At 70.6% G+C, this 20,720-nt stretch carries 16 protein-coding genes; 3 read left to right on the top strand and 13 right to left on the bottom strand.

Annotated elements, in window-relative coordinates:
* Nucleotide 1: 1 nt before the first annotated feature.
* Entirely contained in the window at nucleotides 2-1,144 is a 1,143-nt protein-coding gene (locus AC51BJ_RS10695) for a response regulator (protein WP_496280201.1), read from the bottom strand.
* 150 nt (nucleotides 1,145-1,294) lie between these two features.
* Here AC51BJ_RS10695 and AC51BJ_RS10690 point away from each other — a divergent pair, with 150 nt between their 5' ends.
* Complete coding sequence (locus AC51BJ_RS10690) at nucleotides 1,295-2,020, top strand: SDR family oxidoreductase (RefSeq protein WP_430435482.1); 726 nt, start codon at nucleotides 1,295-1,297, stop codon at nucleotides 2,018-2,020.
* A gap of 13 nt (nucleotides 2,021-2,033) precedes the next feature.
* Here the strand turns inward: AC51BJ_RS10690 and AC51BJ_RS10685 are convergent, their stop codons facing one another.
* The 4 genes from AC51BJ_RS10685 to AC51BJ_RS10670 form a co-directional block, all read right to left on the bottom strand.
* Nucleotides 2,034-4,502, bottom strand: a complete 2,469-nt coding sequence (locus tag AC51BJ_RS10685) for an FtsX-like permease family protein (RefSeq protein WP_496280200.1) — start codon at nucleotides 4,500-4,502, stop codon at nucleotides 2,034-2,036.
* Nucleotides 4,495-5,163 carry an ABC transporter ATP-binding protein gene (locus AC51BJ_RS10680; protein ID WP_496280199.1) on the bottom strand — a complete coding sequence of 223 codons (669 nt, stop codon included), beginning with the start codon at nucleotides 5,161-5,163 and terminating at the stop codon, nucleotides 4,495-4,497. Before AC51BJ_RS10680 ends, AC51BJ_RS10685 begins: the two co-directional genes overlap by 8 nt.
* A gap of 30 nt (nucleotides 5,164-5,193) precedes the next feature.
* The gene (locus tag AC51BJ_RS10675) at nucleotides 5,194-6,708 is read right to left on the bottom strand and encodes an EAL domain-containing protein (protein ID WP_496280198.1); all 1,515 of its coding nucleotides are present in this window, start codon (nucleotides 6,706-6,708) and stop codon (nucleotides 5,194-5,196) included.
* Nucleotides 6,709-6,879: 171 nt separating this feature from the next.
* Nucleotides 6,880-7,794: an asparaginase gene (locus AC51BJ_RS10670; RefSeq protein WP_496280197.1), complete on the bottom strand. Its 915-nt coding sequence runs from the start codon at nucleotides 7,792-7,794 to the stop codon at nucleotides 6,880-6,882.
* A 189-nt stretch (nucleotides 7,795-7,983) separates the two neighbouring features.
* Here AC51BJ_RS10670 and AC51BJ_RS10665 point away from each other — a divergent pair, with 189 nt between their 5' ends.
* The gene (locus tag AC51BJ_RS10665) at nucleotides 7,984-8,214 is read left to right on the top strand and encodes a hypothetical protein (protein ID WP_024300751.1); all 231 of its coding nucleotides are present in this window, start codon (nucleotides 7,984-7,986) and stop codon (nucleotides 8,212-8,214) included.
* A gap of 30 nt (nucleotides 8,215-8,244) precedes the next feature.
* Nucleotides 8,245-9,090 carry an EamA family transporter gene (locus AC51BJ_RS10660; RefSeq protein WP_496280196.1) on the top strand — a complete coding sequence of 282 codons (846 nt, stop codon included), beginning with the start codon at nucleotides 8,245-8,247 and terminating at the stop codon, nucleotides 9,088-9,090.
* Between the two features lie 7 nt (nucleotides 9,091-9,097).
* Here AC51BJ_RS10660 and AC51BJ_RS10655 read toward each other — a convergent pair whose 3' ends face one another.
* From AC51BJ_RS10655 to AC51BJ_RS10620, 8 genes are all read right to left on the bottom strand, one after another.
* The gene (locus AC51BJ_RS10655; RefSeq protein WP_304009787.1) at nucleotides 9,098-9,982 is read right to left on the bottom strand and encodes a helix-turn-helix domain-containing protein; all 885 of its coding nucleotides are present in this window, start codon (nucleotides 9,980-9,982) and stop codon (nucleotides 9,098-9,100) included.
* Between the two features lie 139 nt (nucleotides 9,983-10,121).
* On the bottom strand, nucleotides 10,122-11,177 hold the full coding sequence (locus tag AC51BJ_RS10650; RefSeq protein ID WP_430435490.1) for an alpha/beta fold hydrolase: 1,056 nt from the start codon (nucleotides 11,175-11,177) through the stop codon (nucleotides 10,122-10,124).
* Nucleotides 11,178-11,264: 87 nt separating this feature from the next.
* Complete coding sequence (locus tag AC51BJ_RS10645) at nucleotides 11,265-12,911, bottom strand: flavin-containing monooxygenase (protein ID WP_496280195.1); 1,647 nt, start codon at nucleotides 12,909-12,911, stop codon at nucleotides 11,265-11,267.
* Between the two features lie 177 nt (nucleotides 12,912-13,088).
* Nucleotides 13,089-13,823, bottom strand: a complete 735-nt coding sequence (locus tag AC51BJ_RS10640) for an enoyl-CoA hydratase-related protein (RefSeq protein WP_496280194.1) — start codon at nucleotides 13,821-13,823, stop codon at nucleotides 13,089-13,091.
* A 16-nt stretch (nucleotides 13,824-13,839) separates the two neighbouring features.
* The gene (locus tag AC51BJ_RS10635) at nucleotides 13,840-16,251 is read right to left on the bottom strand and encodes a 3-hydroxyacyl-CoA dehydrogenase/enoyl-CoA hydratase family protein (RefSeq protein ID WP_496280193.1); all 2,412 of its coding nucleotides are present in this window, start codon (nucleotides 16,249-16,251) and stop codon (nucleotides 13,840-13,842) included.
* Between the two features lie 22 nt (nucleotides 16,252-16,273).
* Nucleotides 16,274-16,975: an NAD(P)H-dependent oxidoreductase gene (locus tag AC51BJ_RS10630; RefSeq protein ID WP_496280192.1), complete on the bottom strand. Its 702-nt coding sequence runs from the start codon at nucleotides 16,973-16,975 to the stop codon at nucleotides 16,274-16,276.
* A gap of 225 nt (nucleotides 16,976-17,200) precedes the next feature.
* Nucleotides 17,201-19,636 (bottom strand): efflux RND transporter permease subunit, encoded by a 2,436-nt coding sequence (locus AC51BJ_RS10625; RefSeq protein ID WP_496280191.1) that lies wholly within the window; start codon nucleotides 19,634-19,636, stop codon nucleotides 17,201-17,203.
* Nucleotides 19,633-20,691 carry a WD40/YVTN/BNR-like repeat-containing protein gene (locus AC51BJ_RS10620; protein WP_496280190.1) on the bottom strand — a complete coding sequence of 353 codons (1,059 nt, stop codon included), beginning with the start codon at nucleotides 20,689-20,691 and terminating at the stop codon, nucleotides 19,633-19,635. Before AC51BJ_RS10620 ends, AC51BJ_RS10625 begins: the two co-directional genes overlap by 4 nt.
* Between the last annotated feature and the right edge of the window lie 29 nt (nucleotides 20,692-20,720).

Raw genomic sequence — 20,720 nt, 5'->3', positions numbered from 1 at the left:
CTCAGGCGGGTGCGTTCGGGGTCTGCTCGGCCAGGTCGGCGTAGCGCGCGGCAATGGCCGCGAACTCGTCGAGATGTGCGAGGTAGGCGTCAACGACGTCCGGATCGAAATGGCGGCCACGCCCCTCGGTGATGATGGCGGTCGCCCGATCGAGCGGAAAGGCCGGCTTGTAGGCGCGCTTGCTGATCAGCGCGTCGAACACGTCGGCCAGCGCCATCAGCCGCGCCGGCAGCGGAATGGCCTCGCCGGCCAGACCTTCCGGGTAGCCGCTGCCGTCCCACTTCTCGTGGTGGTAGTGCGCGATGTCCATCGCGATGTAGAGGAAATCCAGCGCTTCGCGCTCCTCCTGGTCGCAGATGGCGCGCCAGATCGCGTCCGATCCCTGCCGGGCGTGGGTCTTCATGATTTCCCACTCGTCGGGCGTGTGCTTGCCCGGCTTGTGCAGGATGTGGTCGGGAATCGCCACCTTGCCGATGTCGTGCAGCGGCGCCGCCTTCGTAAAGGTATCGACCAGTGCGGAGGTCAGTTCGCCAGCGTAGCGCGGCGTGCTGGCGAGCGCGCGCGCCAGCACGTTTACGTAAGCCTGTGTGCGCAGGATGTGATTGCCGGTTTCGTCGTCGCGCGCTTCGGCGATGCTGGCGAGCGCGCGCATGCTCACGTCCTGCACCACCTGGTTCTGCCGCATGCGGCGGGCGATCTCGCCCTCCAGCCAGGCGTTCTGGTCGCGCATGCGATCGCGCGCTTCCTTCAGTTCGAGCTGGCCGCGCACACGCGCCAGCACGATGGCCGGACGCACCGGCTTGGTGATGTAGTCGACGGCACCCAGTTCGAGTCCGTGCGCCTCGTCTTCGGTACTGTCGAGCGCGGTAACGAAGATGACAGGCAGTTCGCGCGTGCGCGGATCTGCGCGCAGACGGCTGATCACCTCGTAACCGTCCATCTCCGGCATCATCACGTCGAGCAGCACCAGATCCGGCCGCGGATCGCTGGTCGCCGCCGCCAGCGCACGTGCCCCTGAACTGGCGACGCGGACACGGTAGTGAGGCATCAGGATTTCGCCGAGTACGGTCAGATTTTCCGGCGTGTCATCGACCAGAAGCAGGGTCTTCTGCGGGGTGGTCGCCGCGCCCTGGTGTGGGTTCACTGGGTGTCTCCCGTGTTGTATCCGGAGCGCAGGCACCGGTCGGACACCCGCGCCAGTTCTGTCGATGATCTTACTCCGCCCCCCTGCGGCCGACAGCAAAACAGTGTGCCGACGCGGCTTTGCGGCGCATACGACGACGAGGACAAGACGATGAAGGCAGTACTGACCGGCCACACCCACGGACTGGGCGAGGCGCTTGCCGCCACGCTGCGCGCACGCGGCATTCCGCTGCTCGGCCTCGCACGCGGCCGGTCGCCGCAGCCCGACGACGACGGCTTCACGCAGGTCGCACTCGACCTCGCCGACGCCGCGGCGCTGGCGCGCTGGCTGGCGGGCGACGCGCTGTCACGCTTCGTTGCCGCTGCCGACCGCGTGCTGCTGATCAACAACGCCGGCACGCTGGGACCGGTGGCGCCAGCCGGACGCCAGGGTGCGGCGGCCATCGCGCAGGCGGTGGCGCTCAATGTCGCCGCCCCGCTGGCACTGACGGACGCGCTGGTCGCCACCGCTGCGCACGCGAGCGAACGGCGCATCGTGCACATTTCGAGTGGCGCCGCGCACACGCCCTATGCCGGCTGGTCCATCTACTGCGCCACCAAGGCCGCGCTCGACCAGCACGCCCGCGCTGCGGCGCTCGACGCCCCGGCCGGCACGCGCATCGTCAGCCTGGCGCCGGGCGTCATCGACACCGCGATGCAGGCGCAGATCCGCACCACCCCGCTGGCGGACTTCCCGAACCGCGCCCGCTTCGAGGCGCTGCAGCGCGACGGCGCACTGCTGTCGCCGGCCGACTGCGCGCGCCGCCTGGTCGACTACCTGCTGTCCGAGCGCTTCGGCGTCGAACCGGTGGCCGACCTGCGCACCGTTCTGCCTTGATCGCGCGGCGTAGTCACCCGTCCATGCGCACTGCGCGCACGGCATCGATGGCGAGCGCGCGGCGGGCACCGATCAGCGCGGCGATGGTGGCCGCCGCCAGCATGGCCAGCACGATGCCGGCGAGCAGACCCCAGGGCACCACCCAGTCCATGCTCCAGTGGAAGGACTGCCGGTTCACCACCTCGATCAGCAGCGCACTCATCGCGAAGCCGGCAAGCAGACCGAGCAGCAGGCCGGGCACGGTCGACAGCAGGCCCTCGGCGGCGAGTTGCGCAGCGATCTGCCGGCGCGTGAAACCGACGTGGCGCAACAGGCCGAACTCGCGCACGCGCGCCGCGGCCGACGCGGCGAAGGCGGCGGCGATGCCGGCCAGACCGATCAGCGCCGACGCCGCCTCCAGCGCGTAGGTGGCGGCGAAGGTGCGGTCGAACACGCCGAGCGACAGCCGGCGGATGTCCTCGCTCGACGTCAGCTCCAGCGCGTCGCCGGCGCCGCTGGCGTCGCGCAGTGCCGCGGCGACCGCGCCCGGGTCCGCGCCATCGGAGAGCCAGAGGCCGAAGTCGTCGGCCAGCCGGTCGCCGGTCAGCGCGCGGTAGCGTTCGAGGTCGATCACCAGCGCGCCGTGCTGCCGCGCGTAGTCGCGCCACAGGCCGGCCACCTGCACGCGCAGCGCGCGCCCGGCGAGCGGCAGCTCGACCTCGCTGCCGGCACGCCAGCCGTACAGGTCGGCCATCGCCTCCGACGCCCACACGCGCGGCAGTGCGCCCGGCGGCGCCATCGATCCGACGCGCGGCAGCACCCGTCCGGCGTCGTCCGGCAGCGCCCGCGCGATCAGCGCCACCGGCGGCAGCTCGGCGCGCAGCAGCAGCGACTGGTGACGCAGTACGTCGACGCGGGCAACGCCGGGCACCGCCGCCAACCGCCGCTCGACCTCGTCCGGCCACGGCCGGTCGCGGTCGCCGCGGATATAGAGCTCGGCCGGCAGCACGTCGCCCAGCCAGCGATCGACCGACGCGCGGAAGGACGACACCATGACGGCCATTGCAACGATGAGCGCACTGGCCGCCAGCACACCGGCCGCGCTGCGCGACGCGAAGCCCGGCTCGGCGCGCAGCCGCGCGGCGGCCAGCGTCAGCGGCAGGCGGCTGCCTTCGGGCAGCGCCCGCGCCAGTGCCGCCGCGAGCGGTGGCACCGCCAGCACCGCGCTCGCCAGCACGCAGCCGATGGCCAGATAGCCACCGAGCGGTAGCCCGCCCAGCGCCGGCTGTGCCGCGGCAACGGCGCCGAGCCCGAGCAGCGCCAGCAGGCCGACGGCCCGGCGGCGATTACCCAGCAGGCGCAACGGCGGCGTGAACACCCCGCCGCGCAGTGCCTGCGCCGGCGTGATGGCCAGTGCGTCGCGCGCCGGCCAGGCGGCGCCGGCTGCCGCCGACGCCACGCCGAGCAGGCCGAAGCCGATGCTGGCCGACACATCGAAGCCCAGTTGCGGCGCCGCGCCGGCAATCAGGCCGGCGCCCAGGTCGCTGCCGATCAGATGGAGCGCCAGCGCCGCCAGCGCGTGACCCAGCGCGATGCCGATGGCGGCACCGGCAGCGCCGAGCAGCGCGCCTTCGCCGACCAGCAGCCGCATCAGCTGAGCGCGCGTCAGCCCGGCCGCGCGCAGGAAGGCGATCTCCGACACCCGGCGGGCGATCGCCGCCGCCTGCGTCGCCGCCACCAGGAAACTGCCGACCGCCAGCGCGATCAGCGCCAGCAGGCCGAGATTGACGCGATAGGCGCGCGACAGCCGGTCGGCGCGCTCCAGCGCCTGCGCCGGCGTCTGCAGCGTCACGTCGGCCGGCAGTGCGGCGGCGATGCGCCCGATCGCATCGGCGCGCGCCACGCCCGCGTGCAGGCGCAGCGCGACGCGGTGAATGCGGCCGGCGCTGCCCAGCCGCCACTGCGCGTCGCCGATGTCGGTCACCGCCAGCACCGCGCCCTCGCCGGCCGCCGGCAGCCAGCCGGCAACGCGGAAGGCGTGACCGCGCAGCGTCAGCGTGTCGTCCGGCTGCAGGCCGAGTGCGCGACCGGCCGCGTGGCTCAGGTAGAGCGTGCCCGGCTGCATCAGGCGGCCGATGCCGTCGGCCGGCGGCAGCAATGTGGGCTGCACGGCGGCAGCGCGGAAGGCGTCGATGCCGATCACGCGCAGCTTCAGCGTGCGGCCGGCGTGCGCGACCTCGATCTCGCGCTCGACCAGCGGACTGGCCGCCGCCACGTCGGGCAACGCGGCCAGCCGGGGGTAGAGCATTTCGTCCATGCCGCGCGGCGCCACCGCCTCGACGTCGGCGCTGCCGGACACGCTGCGCAGGCCGGATTCAAATTCGTCGAGCGCCGCCCGGTGGATGGCCGACACCGCGACACCAAGCGCCACGCCGAGTGCGATGGCGAGTAGCGCCAGCGCGCTTGCACCGCGCCGCGCCGAACGCCACAGCAACTCAAGCATCGTGCAGCCGACCGTCGCGCGCCAGCCGCAGCACGCGGTCAGCACTGTCCGCCATCGCGGTCGAATGCGTCACCAGCAAGCCGCAGGCCTTGCTGGACTTCACCGCGTCGCGCAACAGCGCGGCGATGCGCTCAGCGTTGTCGGCGTCGAGGTTGCCGGTCGGTTCGTCGGCCAGCAGCAGGCGCGGGCGATGCACCAGCGCACGGGCGATGGCCACCCGCTGCAGCTCGCCGCCGGACAGCCGGGTCGGACTGTCACCGGCGCGCTCGCCCAGACCCACTGCATCGAGCTGCGCGCGGGCACGAGCGGCCCGTTCGCGCACCGGCACACCGGCCAGCGCCAGCGGCAGCGCGACGTTGTCAGCCAGGCTGAGCCAGGGCAGCACATGGAAGGACTGGAACACGAAACCGACCTCGACCCGCCGCCACAGCGTGGCCGCGTCGTCGTCCAGCGCGGACACCGTGTGCGCGCCGAAGTGGACGCTGCCGGCGTCCGGCCGGTCGAGCCCGGCGACCAGATTGAGCAGCGTCGACTTGCCGGCACCGGATTCGCCGATCACGGCGACGTATTCGCCCGGCGCGACGCTCAGGTCGACAGCGTCGAGCAGCAGGCGCGGCGGCGTGCCCGGCAAGGTCTTGCGGAGTGAATGAAGGGTGAGCACGGCCGATGGACTGCGCGCCGCGCGCCGGGTTCAGCCGCGCGTGGCGAGGAAGTGGCGGAACTCGCTGGCGTCCATCGGCCGCGCGTACAGATAGCCCTGCGCGATCTCGACGCCCTGCTCGCGCAGATAGTCCGCCTGCTGTTCGGTTTCGACGCCCTCGGCCACCATGTGCAGGCCGCGCGTGCGGGCGATCTCGGCAATGTGCGGCACCAGCGGCGCGTGCGGCGTTTCGGAACCGATGGTGCCGACGAAGGCGCGGTCTATCTTCAGCGCATCGACCGGCAGGTCGTGCAGATAGGACAGGCTGGAATAGCCGGTGCCGAAGTCGTCCAGCAGCACCTTGTGGCCGGCCTCGCGCAGCCGCGCCAGCACCGCGCCGGCCGAGCCGGCCTGTATCAGGTTACGCTCGGTCAGTTCGAGTTCGATCTGGCTGCGGCGGATGCCGTTGCCGTCCAGCGCGTCGGCCAGCAGTTCGGTCAGGTCGCCGCGCTCCAGATCGTGCGAGGCAAGGTTGAGCGACACCGTCAGCTCCGGCCGGCGCTGCAGCAGATCGCCGATTTCGGAAATCGCGGTGCGCAGCACGCGGGCGGTGATCTCGTGCTCGAAACCCGAATGTTCGGCCAGATGCACCAGGTCGTCGGTACTCATGACCGGCTCGTTCTGATCGGGCCAGCGCACCAGCAGCTCAGCGCCGACGCAGCGACCGTCGGACAGGCGGATCTGCGGATGGTAGGCCACGCGCAGTTCGCCGCGGCGTATCGCCGACAACAGTGCGCTGGCCGGCGAGAAGTACTGACGCGCGAAGCGGCGCACCGCCCACATCAGCATCGTGCTCACCAGCACGCCGAGCAGCGTCATCATGACCAGCGGCTCGGTCCATGCGGCCATCAGCTGGGCGCGCGACTGCGCGCCGACGGCGACGATGGGCAGCTGCGCCGACTGTGCGACGGCATACAGGCGATCGCCCTGGATGCGCTCGCGACCGGTCACCGCGGTATCGATCATGCTCGGCAGCAGCGGCTGGTCGAGGTGGGCGAGCGGCAGCCAGTCGGTGGTGCTGAGCACCGCCAGCTGGGTATCGCCGACCGCGCGCGCCTGGAAGTGACTGGCGTGGATCAGTGCGATATGGCTGCCGCGGCCGATGGCCACCGACGGCCGCGCGTCGTCGAGCGTGTGGGTGACGCGGAACCAGATCTGCCGCCCCTTGCCGTCCGACCAGTCGGCCGCCGGCAGCACGCGATGCGCGTCGCTGCCCATGCTGCTGCAGGCGATCTGGCCGTTCTCGACATAGGCGATCTCGCGCACGAAGGGCGTGCAGTAGGCGATCTGCCGCAGCCGCTCGATATGGGCCGGCGAGCAGGCTGGCTGCGGGAAACTCTGCAGACCGCCCAGTTCGGACTGCGCGTCGTCGAACACCTGCTCGGCGCGTGCCAGCGCCTGCTGCGCCAGCGCATCGAGGTGCTGGCTCTCCACCCGCAGCGTGTAGGCCCAGGAGAAATAGAGCGCAGCCGCCACCGGCAGCAGCCCGGCAAGCAGGGCAGCCACGGTCAACAGCGTGGTCAATGCGCGACGTCGCATCGGAGGCGTTCTTCGTTTATGGCGGCCGCTCGGGCGACCTTGTTCTTGATGTGCACAGAGGCGGAAGTTTAAGCGCTTGCGACCCTGTCGAAGCGCGCCCGTGGCGCAATCTTCGTGCTTTTTTGTGAATGCCCGGCGTCAGCGCACGGTGAGCAGCAGTTCGACGCGTGCCTGCACCGGCGTCAACGCGCCGGCCGACGGCAGCGCCTGCGTGGTCGTTTCGACGATGCTGCCTCGGCCGATGCGGGTGGCGCGCAGCACCGCGACGCCCGCCGCCTGCGCGCGCAGCAGCGCACTTTCGAGCGCAGCGGACAGCGTGCCGTTGCCGGTGCAGGCGGCGACGATGCCACGCGCGCCGAGCGCCACCAGCGCATCGACCAGTGCACCATCGACCCCGGCGGCGCTGACGACGATGTCGACGCGCGGCCAGTCCTCGCGCTGCGTGCAGGCGAGGCCGAGCGCCTCGCCCGCCGGCCAGTCGCGCAGTTGCCGCAACCGTCCCTCTTCGATGTAGCCGAGCGCACCGGCGTCACCGGAATCGAAGGCGTCGATACGGAAGGGGTGTACCTTGCGCACGTCGCAACCGGCGTGCACCGCGCCGGCGACGCAGGCGAGCACGCCACGCGCGCCGGTGAGCGCGGCGACCCGCACCGCGTCGAGCAGGTTCTGCGGGCCGTCCGGCGCCAGCGCGTTGGCCGGGCGCATCGCAGCGGTCAGCACCACCGGCTTGGCAGGTGCCAGCACGCGGTGCAGGAAGTAGGCGGTTTCCTCCAGCGTGTCGGTGCCGTGCGTGATGACGATGCCAGCCACCTCGTCGCGCGCCAGGTGGTGAGCGACGCGCTGCGCCAGTGCGCGCCAGATGACGAAGGACATGTCCTTGCTGTCGACCTGCGCGACCTGCTCCGCTTCCAGCGCGAAGCCGGCCAGCGCCGGTATCGCCGCCAGCAGATCGCCGACGGCGATCTGCGCCGCGGTATAGCCGACGTTGTCGCCGGCCTGCCGGGCCTGACCGGCGATGGTGCCGCCGGTGCCGAGGATGACGATGCGTTTCATCGTGTCGGTTCGCGAGTGAAGTTGCCGCATTCTCGCGGAGCGCTCGCGGCACGCGCAAGCGCGCGCGTGGTCGAAGCCGGCGACGCGGCTTCACAGGTCGCCGCCGCTTCGGACACAATGCAGGCCGCCGGGCACCCGCGGCGGCTTGCCCGCCGTCGGCGCTGGGCCGCCTCTCACTGGATCTCATTCATGCGCGTACTGTTCTTCTTCGCCGCCCTCGGCTTCGCCATCGTCGGCATGTCCGGGGTGACGCTGAGCCTGCTCAACCTGATCGACGAAAGCCAGACCGGCGGCTGGCCGCTGTGGCAGTCGCTGATCATGACCGCGGTCGGCGTCGCCGGCTTCCTGTTCTGCCTGATCAAGGTGATACGCGGCGTGCGCGAGGAAACACCGCCCGCGCCGCCGAAGCAGGTCGACTGACACAGCGCCCGCACGGCGGAGGACGACGGCATGGCCCTGGACGTGATGGCGGTCGTGCTGTTCGCGGCACTGCTGCATGCCGGCTGGAATGCGCTGGTGCGCAGTTCGCAGGACACCTTCGCCGACACCGTGTTCATGGTCGGCGGCGCCGCGCTGTGGGCGGCCTGCCTGTTGCCGCTGCTGCCCTTGCCGGCGCCGGCCAGCTGGCCCTGGCTGGGCGCCTCGGTGCTGATCCATGTCGCCTACTTCTCGCTGGTGGCGCTTGCCTACCGCGGCGGCGAACTGGGCCTGGCCTATCCGCTGATGCGCGGTTCGGCACCGCTGCTGACCGCACTGGCGGCGACGCAGCTGCTCGGCGAACGGCTGTCGCCGGGTGCATGGACCGGCATCCTGCTGATCGGCGGCGGCATCCTGCTGCTGGCCGGCGACGCCCGGCGCCGCGGCCACCTGCACCTGGGTTCAGCAGCGCTGGCGCTGGTCAACGGCGCGGTGATCGCCGGCTACACGCTGATCGATGGCCGCGGCGCGCGCCTGTCCGGCTCCGCCTTCGGCTACACCGCGTGGATGCTGCTGCTGACCGGTCTGGCGCTGGCTCTGCTCTTCTGCCTGCAGCGGGGTCGAACCGGCCTGGCCCGGCTGCGCGGCAGCGGCCGGCGCGCGCTGATCGGCGGCGCCGGCACGCTGGCGTCCTACGCGTTGGTGCTGTGGGCGATGACGCGCGCGCCGATCGCGCTGGTGGCGGCACTGCGCGAAACATCGGTGGTGTTCGCGCTGCTCATCGCCGCCCTGGTGCTGAAGGAGCCGGTCAGCCGGACGCGCGTCATCGCCATCGTCGTCGTCGGCACCGGCGCAGTGGCGCTCCGCGTGCTGCAGTAAGCGGGCGCTAGCCGCGCGCAGCGCGCAGCTTGGCTGGCGTGGTGCCGAGCCGTGCGCGCAGCACGCGCGTCATGTGCGCCTGATCGGAAAAACCGCAGCTGGCCGCCACCTCCTTGACCGCCAGGTCGCCGGCGGCGAGCAGCTGGCGCGCGCGCTCGACGCGCCGGTCGATCACGAAGGCGTGCGGCGCCCGCCCCTGTGTCTCGCGGAAACGGCGGTGGAAGGTGCATACGCCGAGGCCGGCCGCCTCGGCCATGTCCTCCAGCGTCAGCGCTTCGTGCAGGCGGCTGTCTATCAGGTCGAGCACGCGGCGCATCTGTGCCGGTGACAGGCGGCCGCCCGGCAGGTCGTGGCGGAAGGTGACCTGGGCGTACTTGCGCAGCAGATGCACGGCCAGCTGCGTGCCCAGCGTCTCCGCATACAGCGGGCCGCCCATCTCGGGCTGCACCGCTTCCTGCGTGATGGCGTCGGTGATCGCGAGCAGCGTCGGGTCGCGCGCGCACAGCACGTCGTGCAGCCTCACCTCGGCCACCGGCCTGTCCATCACCTCGCCGGCCACGCGCGACATCAGGCTGTTCGACAGATAGACGTGCGACACGTCGATCTGCTGTGTCCAGTGCCAGTGCGAGGCCTCCGACATGGTGAGCAGCGAGGCATCACCCGGACGGCAGTCGGCGCGCGACCAGCGCTGGTCGAAGCAGCGGTCCATCGGCGTCTGGCCGGCGGCGTAGCGCACGACCATGAAGTGGTCCAGCGGCGGGATCGGCACATCCAGCCCGGCATAGCGGTAGGAGCGATGGCCCACGCCCTTCCAGCCGAGGTTGTCGCTCGACGAAAGCACCTCGCCGGGCACCCATTGGGGCAGTTCTTTCGGCGTGATGATGTTCGGCATGTCGTTCTCCCCCGACGAGAAGGCCGGACGCGGTCCGCTGCGCCGCCGGTCACGCCTGCCGGCACAAGCCGGCAGGCAGGGGCAGCTTAGCAGAGCGTCCGGCGCGCCGAGGTTGCAGCGCAGCGAAACCGCCGCGCGCTCAGCCGGCAGGCGTGGCGAGCAGCTCCGCGAGGTGGGCGTCCACCTGCGCCACCATCGCCGGGTCGGTGCCCAGCAACGCGAAGTGGCCGTCGATGCTGTCCAGCACGCGCAGTTCGCTGCCGGCCACCAGGCGCTGCTCGCGGCGGCAGTCCTCGGGCGGGAAGAACATGTCGTGGCTGATCGGCATCACGTACATCTTCGCGCGCACGCGGGCCAGTGCGGCCGCAAGGTCGCCGCCGGCGTGGCGGCTGACGTCGCCACGCTGCCACTTCCACGCCATGCACAGCAGGTCGTTGGCGTCCATCGGACCGAAGTAGCCGACCATGAAGCGATCGACGAAATCGGCGACCGACTCGAAGCCGAGCACGCGGTGCCGTCCTTCGCGGAAGAAATCGACACTCCAGCCCATCACCGTCCACAGTTTGGCGTGACGGCGCAGGCCGTCGATCACGTCGTACGAGGCGGCGTAGCGGCCGCCCTTGAAGTTCGGGTCGGTGACGATGGCTTCGATCAGTGTCTCGGCGAACAGGTAGTCGTGTTCGCTGTTCTTCGCCGTGCCGGCCAGCGGCGCCGCGCGCAGCACGCGTTCGGGAAAGCGCACCGCCCATTCCCAGGTCTGCTGCGCGCCCATCGAGCCACCGACCACCAGCGCCAGCTTCTCGATGCCGAATTGCTGCGACAGCAGGCGCTGCTGCGCGCGCACGTCGTCACCGATGCGCACACGCGGAAAGCGCTCCATCGCGATGGCGCCGTCGCTGTTGTGCGGCGAGGTCGACAGCCCGCTGCCGATCTGGTTGATCTGCACGATGAAGTACTTGTCCGGATCGAGCGCGTGGCCCTTGCCGATGTAGACCTGCTCGATGATCTTGCTGGTGCCCGAGTACCAGGTGGGCACCAGGATGGCGTTGTCCTTGCGCGCGTTCAGCGTGCCGTGCGTGACCACGGCCAGCCGGCAGTCGGGAATCGTGCCGCCCTCCTCCAGCTCCAGCGCACCGATGCTGATGAGCTCGTAGGGGCCGTGCATGTCCTGGCTGTAATAGTCGTTCTGGATCATCTTCCTGCTCCTCCGTCGTCGCCGTCACCGGGTGGTGCGGCGCTGTGTCCGGGCCCGGCCGGCGATGCCGGCCGGGTGCATCGCCGATCAGGCGAAGGTGAAGCCGCGATAGCCGCTGGCCGCGACCTCGTCGCACTTCTGACGGTAGGTGCCGACGCCGCCGATGTAGGACAGCAGGCGGCGCGGCTTGCCGGCGACGTTGGTGCCCATGTACCAGGAGTCGGTCTTCACCACGAGCGTCCTGTTCGCCGTCTCGTCGTGGTGGGCGACCCACTGGTCCTGCAACGCCTTCGACGGCTCGATCACCTGCTGGCCCTTGTCGCGCATCGAGCGGATGCAGGCGGTGATCCAGTCGACCTGCTGCTGCAGGCAGGTGGTCATGTTGCACAGCGCAGCCGACGGCGCCAGCGGCGCGCCGGTGGTGAACAGGTTGGGATAGCCGTGCACCTGCAGGCCCATCGTGGTGCGGATTTCCTGGCCCCACTCCTCCTTCAGCGAACGGCCCTCGCGGCCGCGGATGTCGATGCGGGTGAGCGCGCCCGAGCCGGCGTCGAAGCCGGTGGCGAGCACCAGGATGTCGAGCGCATGGACGGTGCCGTCGGCGGTCATGACGCCCTCGGGCACGATGCGCTCGATTGGCGCCTGCTTCACGTCGACGATCTCGACATTGGGCTGGTGGTACACCTCGAGATAGTTGCTCTCCAGCGGCACGCGGTGGGTGCCGAAGCCGTAGGTCGTCGGAATGAGCTTGTCGCACAGCGCCGGGTCCTTGATGCGCGCGCGCATCTTGTCGCGCACGAATTCGGACACCACGGCGTTCACCTTCTCGTCGAAGAACATTTCGGCGAAGGAGGCCAGCCACAGCGACAGCGATCCGTCGGCCCACAGCCGCTCCAGCACTTCGGTGCGCTGCGCCGGCGTGAGGTCGGCCCAGGCGCCGTTCTCGAAGTCGTATTCGAAGCCGGAGAAGGTGTGCGCCACGCGATCGCGGATCTCGGCGAAGCGCTCGCCCTGCTTGGCCCAGTCGGCCGGGCTGTACTTCGGGTTGCGCATCGGTATCACGTACTGCGGCGTGCGCAGGAACACCTTCAGGTGGCCGACCTGCGGCGCAATGGTCTGGATCACCTGGATGCCGGTGGCACCGGTACCGACCACGCCGACCCGCTTGCCGACGAACTCGACCCGTTCCTTCGGCCAGCGTGCCGTGTGGAAGATCTGCCCCCGGAAGCTGTCCTGCCCCGGGAACACCGAGGTCAACGGCGCCGACAGCATGCCTGTGCAGCAGATCAGGAAGCGCGCCGTCACCGTGTCGCCGGCGTCGGTGGTGACCGCCCACTGCCGCTTCGCTTCGTCGTAGCGCGCCGCGGTGACGCGGGTGTCGAAGCGGAAGTGCTTGCGCAGGTCGGCGCGATCAGCGACGTAGTTCAGCCAGCGCTCGGTTTCCGGCTGCGCCGGGAAGCGCTCGCTCGGCTGCCAGTTCTTGAACATGGCCTCGTCGAACCAGTACTGGTAGATCTCCGCCTCGGAATCGAAACGCGCACCCGGATAGCGGTTCCAGTACCAGGTGCCGCCGACGCCGGAGCCGGCTTCGAAGCCCTGCACCGACATGCCCATCTCGCGCAGCCGGTACACCTGGTACAGCCCGGCCACGCCGGCGCCGATCACCACCGCGTCGAAGGTGCTCGCGCCCTCGGTCGCTCCCGCCGCTTTTGCGGCCACAGTTGCTTCGCCCATCTTCCCCTCCGTTCTTGTGGACTCTGAAACGTCCCTGCGGGGGAAAGACAGCCCCGGACCACCCGACAGGAACATGCGGGTCCGACTGTAGGAAGGAAGGGGCCGACCGGGCTTGAACGATCCGGGCGATCTTTTGAATGAAACCGGCGAACTGCCGCGCGACGCGGGCGGACGGGCTCAGGCCTCGCCGTCGCTGGCGGCGGCGCGACGTTCGAGCACCGCCCGGTTGATCAGCTCGATCTCGACGTCGATGCGGCGCGCCAGCCCGGCCGGCTGCAGCAGCGTCTTGGTGCGGGCATAGGCCCGCGCATCGCGCGACGCCAGCCGGCGGGCACGGGCACGGGCTTCATCCAGCAGCGTGTCGGCTGCGACGACCTCGCTCACCAGCCCCCAGTCGTGCGCCATCGCGCCGCTGACGGCCTGACCATCGAGGAGCAGGCGCCGCGCGCGGCCGAGTCCCACCGTCATCGCCAGCAGCTGGCTGCTGCCGGCCTCCGGCACGAGGCCCAGTTCGACGAAGGGGAAGCGGATGTTCGCGTCCGCCGTGCTGCACACCCAGTCCGCGTGCAGCAGGCTGGTGGCGCCGATGCCGATGGCCACGCCCTGCACCGCGATGACCAGCGGCTTGCGCACGCGCGGCAGCGCGTGCAGGAATCGGGGTATCGGGTCCCACGAGGCCTGCGGCCAGTGTTCGAAGGCCTGCAGATCGTGGCCGGCGGTGAAGTCGGCGCCAGCGCCCGACAGCAGCAGCGCGCCAACCTCGGGGTGGGCCTGCCCTGCCTGCAGCGCCTCGCCCAGCGCCGCGAACATGGGCAGGGTGAGCGCGTTGCGCTTGTGCGGACGGTTCAGGCGGATGTGCCACAGCCCGTCCTCGAGCGCGACGTCGACCGATTCGGCGGGTGCGGTGTCCATGCGTGGTCTCGGGGATTCAGTTGCGCAGCGGTTTGCCGGTTTCCAGCATATGGGCGATGCGCGCCGCCGTCTCGGGCGTGGCGACCAGTTCCAGAAAGGCCTGCCGCTCGGCGGCCAGCAGTTGCGCCGCGTCGGCCGGCGAGCCCGGCTCGACTTCGCCACCGCACAGCGCATGCGCCAGCGCGCGACCGACCCGCTCGTCGTGCGCCGACAGCTCGCCGGCAGCACGCCGCAGCGCCAGCCGCTCGCCGAAGACATCGATGCCGGCGCGACCGGCCACCGGCAGCGGCAGCGCCGGCCGCACGTGACCGCCGGTGCGCGCCAGCGCGCGCGCCTTCTGCTGCGCCACCCACAACAGTTCCTGCGGGTGGAACACCACGCTGTCGGCTTCGCGCGCGAAACCGAGCGCCACCGCCTGCTGCGCGTTGGGCGCGGTGCGGCCGGCGGCAAGCAGGTCGAACGGGCGGCTCAGCGCATCGATCAGACCGTCCACACCCGGGCGCCCCCACTGCGCAGCCTGCTGCGCCGCGCGCTGTGCGAAAGCCTTGCAGCCGCCAGCGCCCGGAATGACACCCACCCGGCTTTCGACCAGACCGACCGTGCATTCCAGCGCGAGCGCGGCAGCGGCGCAGTGCATCATCACTTCGCAGCCGCCGCCCAGCGCCATGCCGGACACCGCCGCAACCACCGGTACGCGCGCCTGCGCCAGCCGCGAGGTCAAGGTCTGGAAGCTGACCAGGAACGCGTCGATGGCGGCGAGCTCACCCCGCTGCATCAGTGCGCTCATGTCGCGCAGATTGGCGCCGGCGCTGAACGGGCCTTGCGGCTGCCACAGCACCAGCGCCGCGTACTCGCGCTCGGCGCGGTCCACGACCTCCAGCATGCCGTCGATCGCGCCGGCGCCGATGGCGCCCATCCGGGTGCGCAGCGACAGCACCGGCACCGCATGCGCGTCGTCGGCGTCGCCTTCCGGCAGCCACAGCGTCACGTCATCCGATTCGAACAGCACCTTGCGCGCCGGCACGTGCTCGCCCAGCAGCGCGTCCGGGAAGCGCTGGCGTGCGTGTACCGGCAGGGCTGCGCGAGGCAGTGCGGCCGCGCGCGCGGCCGACCACGAAGCCGCGCCCTCATGCACCCCAAGGCGTGGTTGCAGCGCGTCGGTGAACACCCATTCGGGCAGCGCGCATTGCGCCATCGCCACGCCGGATTCGATGTCGGCGGCGAGCGCAGCGGCGGTTTCCTGCCAGCCCGCCGCCTGCCACTGTTCGAACGGCCCGTGCTGCCAGCCGTAGCCCCAGCGCATCGCGAGGTCGATGTCTCGCGCGGTCGGCGCGATCTCGTGCAGATGGTGGCTGCAATAGTGGAACAGGTCGCGCTGCACCGACCACAGCAGCTGCGCCTGCGGATGGGCGGACGCGCGCAGCCGGCGCAGGCGCTCGCCCTCGTCGCGCAGCGCGACCAGTTCGGCCACCTCCGGCGCGATGCGACCGTCGGCGGGCCGGTAGTCGCCGGTCGGCGGATCGAACACCTCGTGTCCGGCCGCGCCCTTGCGGTACAGGCCACCGCGCGTCTTCTGACCGAGCGCGCCGGCGGCGATCCGCTCCGCCATCCACGCCGGCACCCGGTAGTGCACATGCCACGGATCGGCGGCCAGCGTGCGCTCAAAGGTGCGCAGGATGTTGGCCATGGTGTCCAGCCCGATCAGGTCCATCAGGCGGAAGGTGCCGCTGCGCGGGTGACCCAGGGGCGGACCGGTCAGCGCGTCGACCACGTCGAAGCCCAGTCCCAGTCTCTGCGCGTGATGCACGGTGGCGAGCAGCGCGAAGATGCCGACCCGGTTGGCGATGAAGTTCGGCGTGTCGAGCGCGCGCACCACGCTCTTGCCCAGCGTCGAGGTGAGGAAGGTGTCGAGCGCGTCGAGCACCGCCGGTTGCGTGCCCGGCCCGGCGATCAGTTCGACCAGCGGCATGTAGCGCGGCGGATTGAAGAAGTGCACGCCGCAGAAGCGCGGCTGCAGACCGGCCGGCAGCGCCGCCGCCAGATCGGCGATCGGGATGCCCGAGGTGTTGCTGGCAAACACCGCATGCGCCGCCAGGTGAGGCGCCACGCGGGCATAGACGCTGCGCTTGATATCCATGCGCTCGGCCACTGCCTCGATCACCAGGTCGCAGTCGGCCAGCAGCGGCGCGTCGTCGTCGAAGCTGGCCGGCTCGATCAGCGCGGCGCGCGCCGCCTCGACCAGCGGCGCCGGCTCGATCACCAGCAGCCGCTGCACCGCGGCGCGAGCGACGCCGCGGCGGTCGTCCTCACCGCCCGGCAGGTCGTACAGGCGCACCGGAATGCCGGCATTGGCAAAGTGCGCGGCGATCTGCGCGCCCATCACGCCGGCGCCCAGCACCGCCACCCTGCGTGCAATCAGTCGTTTCACGAAGTTCTCCAGGAAAGTCTGCTCAGGCCAGCGGCCGGAAGGTGTCGTCGAAGTCGTCGAGCGAAGGCATGGGCAAGGTCGGGCGCCCGTCCAGCGCACCCAGTTCCGCCTGCCACCGGCGCAGGATGGCGACGCGCTCGGCCTCCGGCAGATAGGGCACATGGTGGGCGTAGAAGGGCTGCAGCACGTCGAAGCCGACATAGCCGAGCGAGCCCTGCAGCAGGTGGCGCAGCATGCCGTTCAGCTCGCCGTGAATGGCGCCCGCGCCGAACATGTGTTCGCGCCCGCCGAGCGAGGCGGCCACCAGCGCGCGCCGGCCGCGCAGACCGCCGCGGTCGTAGATGCGCTTGCCGCCGTAGAACACGCCGGAGACGAACACGCGGTCTATCCAGCCCTTGAGCATGGCCGGCACCGAGAACCAGTAGATCGGGAAGTTCAGGATGAGCAGGTCGCAGGCCAGCACCTTGTCCACCTCGGCGCGGATGTCCGGTGCCAGCGTGCCGCTCTCCTGCGCGTGACGCTGTTCGAGCGCGTAGTTCAGGTAGTCCGGGTTGCGGCGCTCGGCGAAGTCGGCGGCGGACGCCACCGGGTTGAAGCCCTGCGCATACAGGTCGGACACGGTAACCGCGTGCCCCTGCGCGCGCAGCGTGTCGGCCGCGCTGTGGTACATCGCGCTGCTGAAGGACTGCGGCTCCGGGTGGGCATGGACGATCAGTACGTTCATCGCGGGCACTCCGTGGCGATGCAAGAAGGATGGGCGTGCAGGGTCATCGGGCTCTCCCTGAGCGGATGGATGCGGCAGCGGGGCCGGCGGAATAAAAAGGGCCGGGCGGAAGACGGATGACTCCGCCCGGCACAACACCTCCAGGCCCACCACAGGGGTATGTGGGCAGGAACCGGAGGAGGAGCTGATCGAAGAAGCCGGCGCCGCAGCGCGCCGGCCGGTGGTTCAGGCGGCCCGCGCCTGCGGCAGCGCTTCGACGTCGGCAAGCTGCCGGGTGGTCGCAGGCCGCAGCAGGAAGTGGCCGAGCGCCGGCAGCAGGATGAGCGCGCCCAGCATGTTCCACAGGAACATGAAGGCCAGCAGGATGCCCATGTCGGCCTGGAAGCGGATCGGCGAGAAAGCCCAGGTAGCGACGGCGATACCCAGCGTGACGCCGGTCAGCACCACCACCTTGCCGGTGAACAGCAGCGAGCGGTAATAGGCACCGGACAGACTTTCTCCCGCGCGCAGGCCGGCCAGCGTAACGGTGAGCACGTACAGCGCGTAATCCACGCCTATGCCCACGCCCAGCGCCACCACCGGCAGCGTCGCCACCTTGACGCCGATGTCCAGCCACACCATCAGCGCCTCGCACAGCACCGAGGTGAGCAGCAGCGGCAGCACCGCGCACAGCACCGCGCGCCAGGAGCGGAAGGTGACGAAGCACAGCACCACCACCGCGGCATACACCAGCGCCAGCATTTCGCGGTTGGCCTTGCGCACCACGTCGTTGGTGGCCGCCTCGATGCCGGCGTTGCCGGCGGCCGGCAGGAAGCGCGCCGCCTCGCTGTCGTACTTGCGGCCGAAGGCTTCGACCACCGCCGACACCGACAGCAGGGTGTCCGCCTTGTGGTCCTTCAGGAAGGTCTGGATGGTCAGGAAGCTGCACTGCGCGTCCAGCGTTTCGCGCGGCGCGTACTGCGCCACCGAATTGATGCTGGCCTGATCGCGCGACAGTTCGTACCACTTGGGATTGCCTTCGGCGAAACCGACCAGGCCGTTCTTCGCGGTGCCGACGAAGGACAGCGTGGATTCGACGCCCGGCAGCGCGCGCAGCTGGCCTTCGAGCGCATTGACGCGCAGCAGCGTGGCGTACTCCGAACAGCGGCCCTTGGGCGTCGGGATCATCACCGTGTAGACGTCGCTGCTGGCGGCGTAGCGGCTTACCACGTAGGCATTGTCGAGGTTGTAGCGGGAGTCCGGCCGCAGCTCCGGCGCCCCGGCTTCGAGGTCGCCCACCTTGAGATCGAAACTCACCACCAGGCCGGCCACGCCGAGCAGCGCGGCGACCACCACCGCGACGGTCGCGTAGCGGCGCTCGGTGAACAGGTCGAGGAAGGCCCAGAACGGGTGCTTCACGCTACGGCCGGCGGCGTCGGCCACCGCCTCGGCGCGCAGGCTGCGCACCGCCGCCGCCGCGCTGACGCCGGTATAGGACAGCAAGATGGGCAGCAGCACGAGGTTGGTGAAGATGAGCACGCCGACACCGATGCTGGCGGCCAGCGCCAGGTCCTGGATGACCGGGATGTCGATCACCATCAGCACCGCGAAACCGACCGCGTCGGCCAGCAGCGCGGTCAGGCCGGCGAGGAAGAGGCGGCGGAAGGTGAGCCGCGCGGCGACCAGCTTGGGCGCACCGCGGCCGATGTCCTGCATGATGCCGTTCATCTTCTGTGCGCCATGGCTCATGCCGATGGCGAACACGAGGAAGGGCACCAGTATCGAGTACGGATTCAGGTCGAAGCCCAGCAGCGGCAGCAGACCGAGCAGCCACACCACGGCTACCACCGAACAGAGCACCACCAGCGCAGTGCTGCGCACGCAGCGCGTGTACCAGAACAGCACCGCGGTGCAGATGGCCAGCGCCACCGCGAAGAAGCCGACGATCTGCTGCATGCCGGCCATCAGGTCGCCGCTGACCTTGGCGAAGCCGGTAATGTGGATGCGGATGTCCTCGCTCGCGTAACGGGCGCGCAGGTCTTCCAGGCGGTGGTTCATGTCGAGGTAGTCCAGCGGCTTGCCGGAATCGAAGTCGACGTCGAGCAGCGGAATCTGGATCACCGTCGACCTGTAGTCGGCGGCCACGATCTGGCCGATCTGGCCCGAGCGTTCGATGTTCTTGCGTAGCTGCGCCAGCATGTCGGGCGAGCCGTCGAAACCCGGCGGCATCACCTCGCCGCCTTCCAGCCCCTCTTCCGTCACGCCGACCCAGCGCACCGCCGACATCCAGATCGATTTGACGAAGGAGCGGTCCACGCCCGGATACAGGTAGACCTCGTCGTTGATGCGGCGCAGCGTCTCCATGTATTCCGGGTAGAAGATGGAGTCGCGTTCGGTGGCGACGACGATGCGCAGCACGTTGCCCGAGCCGGCCAGCTGCTTGCTGTAGCCGCGCATATTCTCGATGTAGCTGTGCTTGGACGGCAGCATGCGCTCGAAGCTGGCGGCCAGCTGCAGCGAGGTCGCCTTCCAGCCGAGCAGCGCGGTGAGCAGCGCGCACAGCAGGATGACCCACAGCCGGTTGTCGAAGAAGAGGCGTTCGAGCGACGAGCCGGCGCGGGCGTCGAAGCGGGCCACCTCGTCCGTGGCCGAAGCGCCGGAGCGTTGAAGATCGTGTTTCATGAACCCTTACCCTGTTCAGTGAGCGCCGGGAGATCGATGGCACTCGCCCCCAGCACGCCGGCGGCCAGCGCACGGCCGTCGGGAGTGAGCGCGACGGCGGACAGCGGCGGCAGCCGCCGCTCGAGCAGGCGGAAGCTGCGCCCGCCGTCCTGGCTGAGCGCGACTTCGCCGGACTGACTCACCATCAGCACGCCGGCGCTGCCGAAGACGGTGGCGCCGGTCCAGGAGGCGCCGGTGCCGGCCTGCACTCGGCTCCAGTGCACGCCGCCGTCGGCGCTGTGGAAGGCGTTGCCGCGCAGGCCGAACACCAGCAGTTCGCCCGGCCGCGGACTGGCCAGACCGAAGAAGCTGCCCTCGTAAGGCGAATCGACACGCGCGAACGAGGCGCCGCCGTCGCGCGACACGAAGATGGAACCGCTTTCGCCAACCACGTACAGCGCGTCGCCGGAGGGGCGGATCGCGTACAGGTGGCGTCCTTCCGGATTGGGCAACGCGCCGTTGCGGCGCACCCAGGTCTTGCCGCCGTCATCGGTGCGCAGCATCAGGCCGAAGGCACCGACCGCGTGGCCGTGCTGCGCGTCGCTGAAGTACACGTCGAGCAGCGGGTCACCCGGATTGGCCGGCGGTGCGTCGGCCGCCACCTCGCCGCCGGATTCCGGCAGCGAGGCGATGCGGTTGCCGTCCAGCTGCAGCGTCCAGCTCTGGCCGCCGTCAGTACTTGCCAGCACGACGCCGCTGTGTCCGACCGCCCAGCCCCGGGTCGGCGTGGCGAACTGCACGCCGGTGATGGACACGCTGACCGGCACCTTGGCCTGGTTCCAGCTGCGGCCGTGGTCGTCGGAGTACACGATCACCCCGGCTTCGCCGACCGCGACCAGCCGGTCGCCGGCCCGCGTCGCCGCCATCAGGAAGGCGCCGGAGGCGCCGGCCGACGGAGCCGCCGGCTGCACCAGCGGGTCGAGCGGATCGAGATCGACCGCGAAAGTGCCGAGCGCGGCGCAAGCCAGCCCCACGGCGATGGTCAGTGCGCATGTCGCGCCAAGTCGGGTTGCCACCTGAGCTGTCTCCGGAACGGTTGGACGGA

The sequence above is a fragment of the Methyloversatilis sp. S146-33 genome, assembly GCF_059552495.1.
Note: the sequence above shows the minus strand (reverse complement) of the source record. Positions and strands in the feature narration are given on the sequence as shown.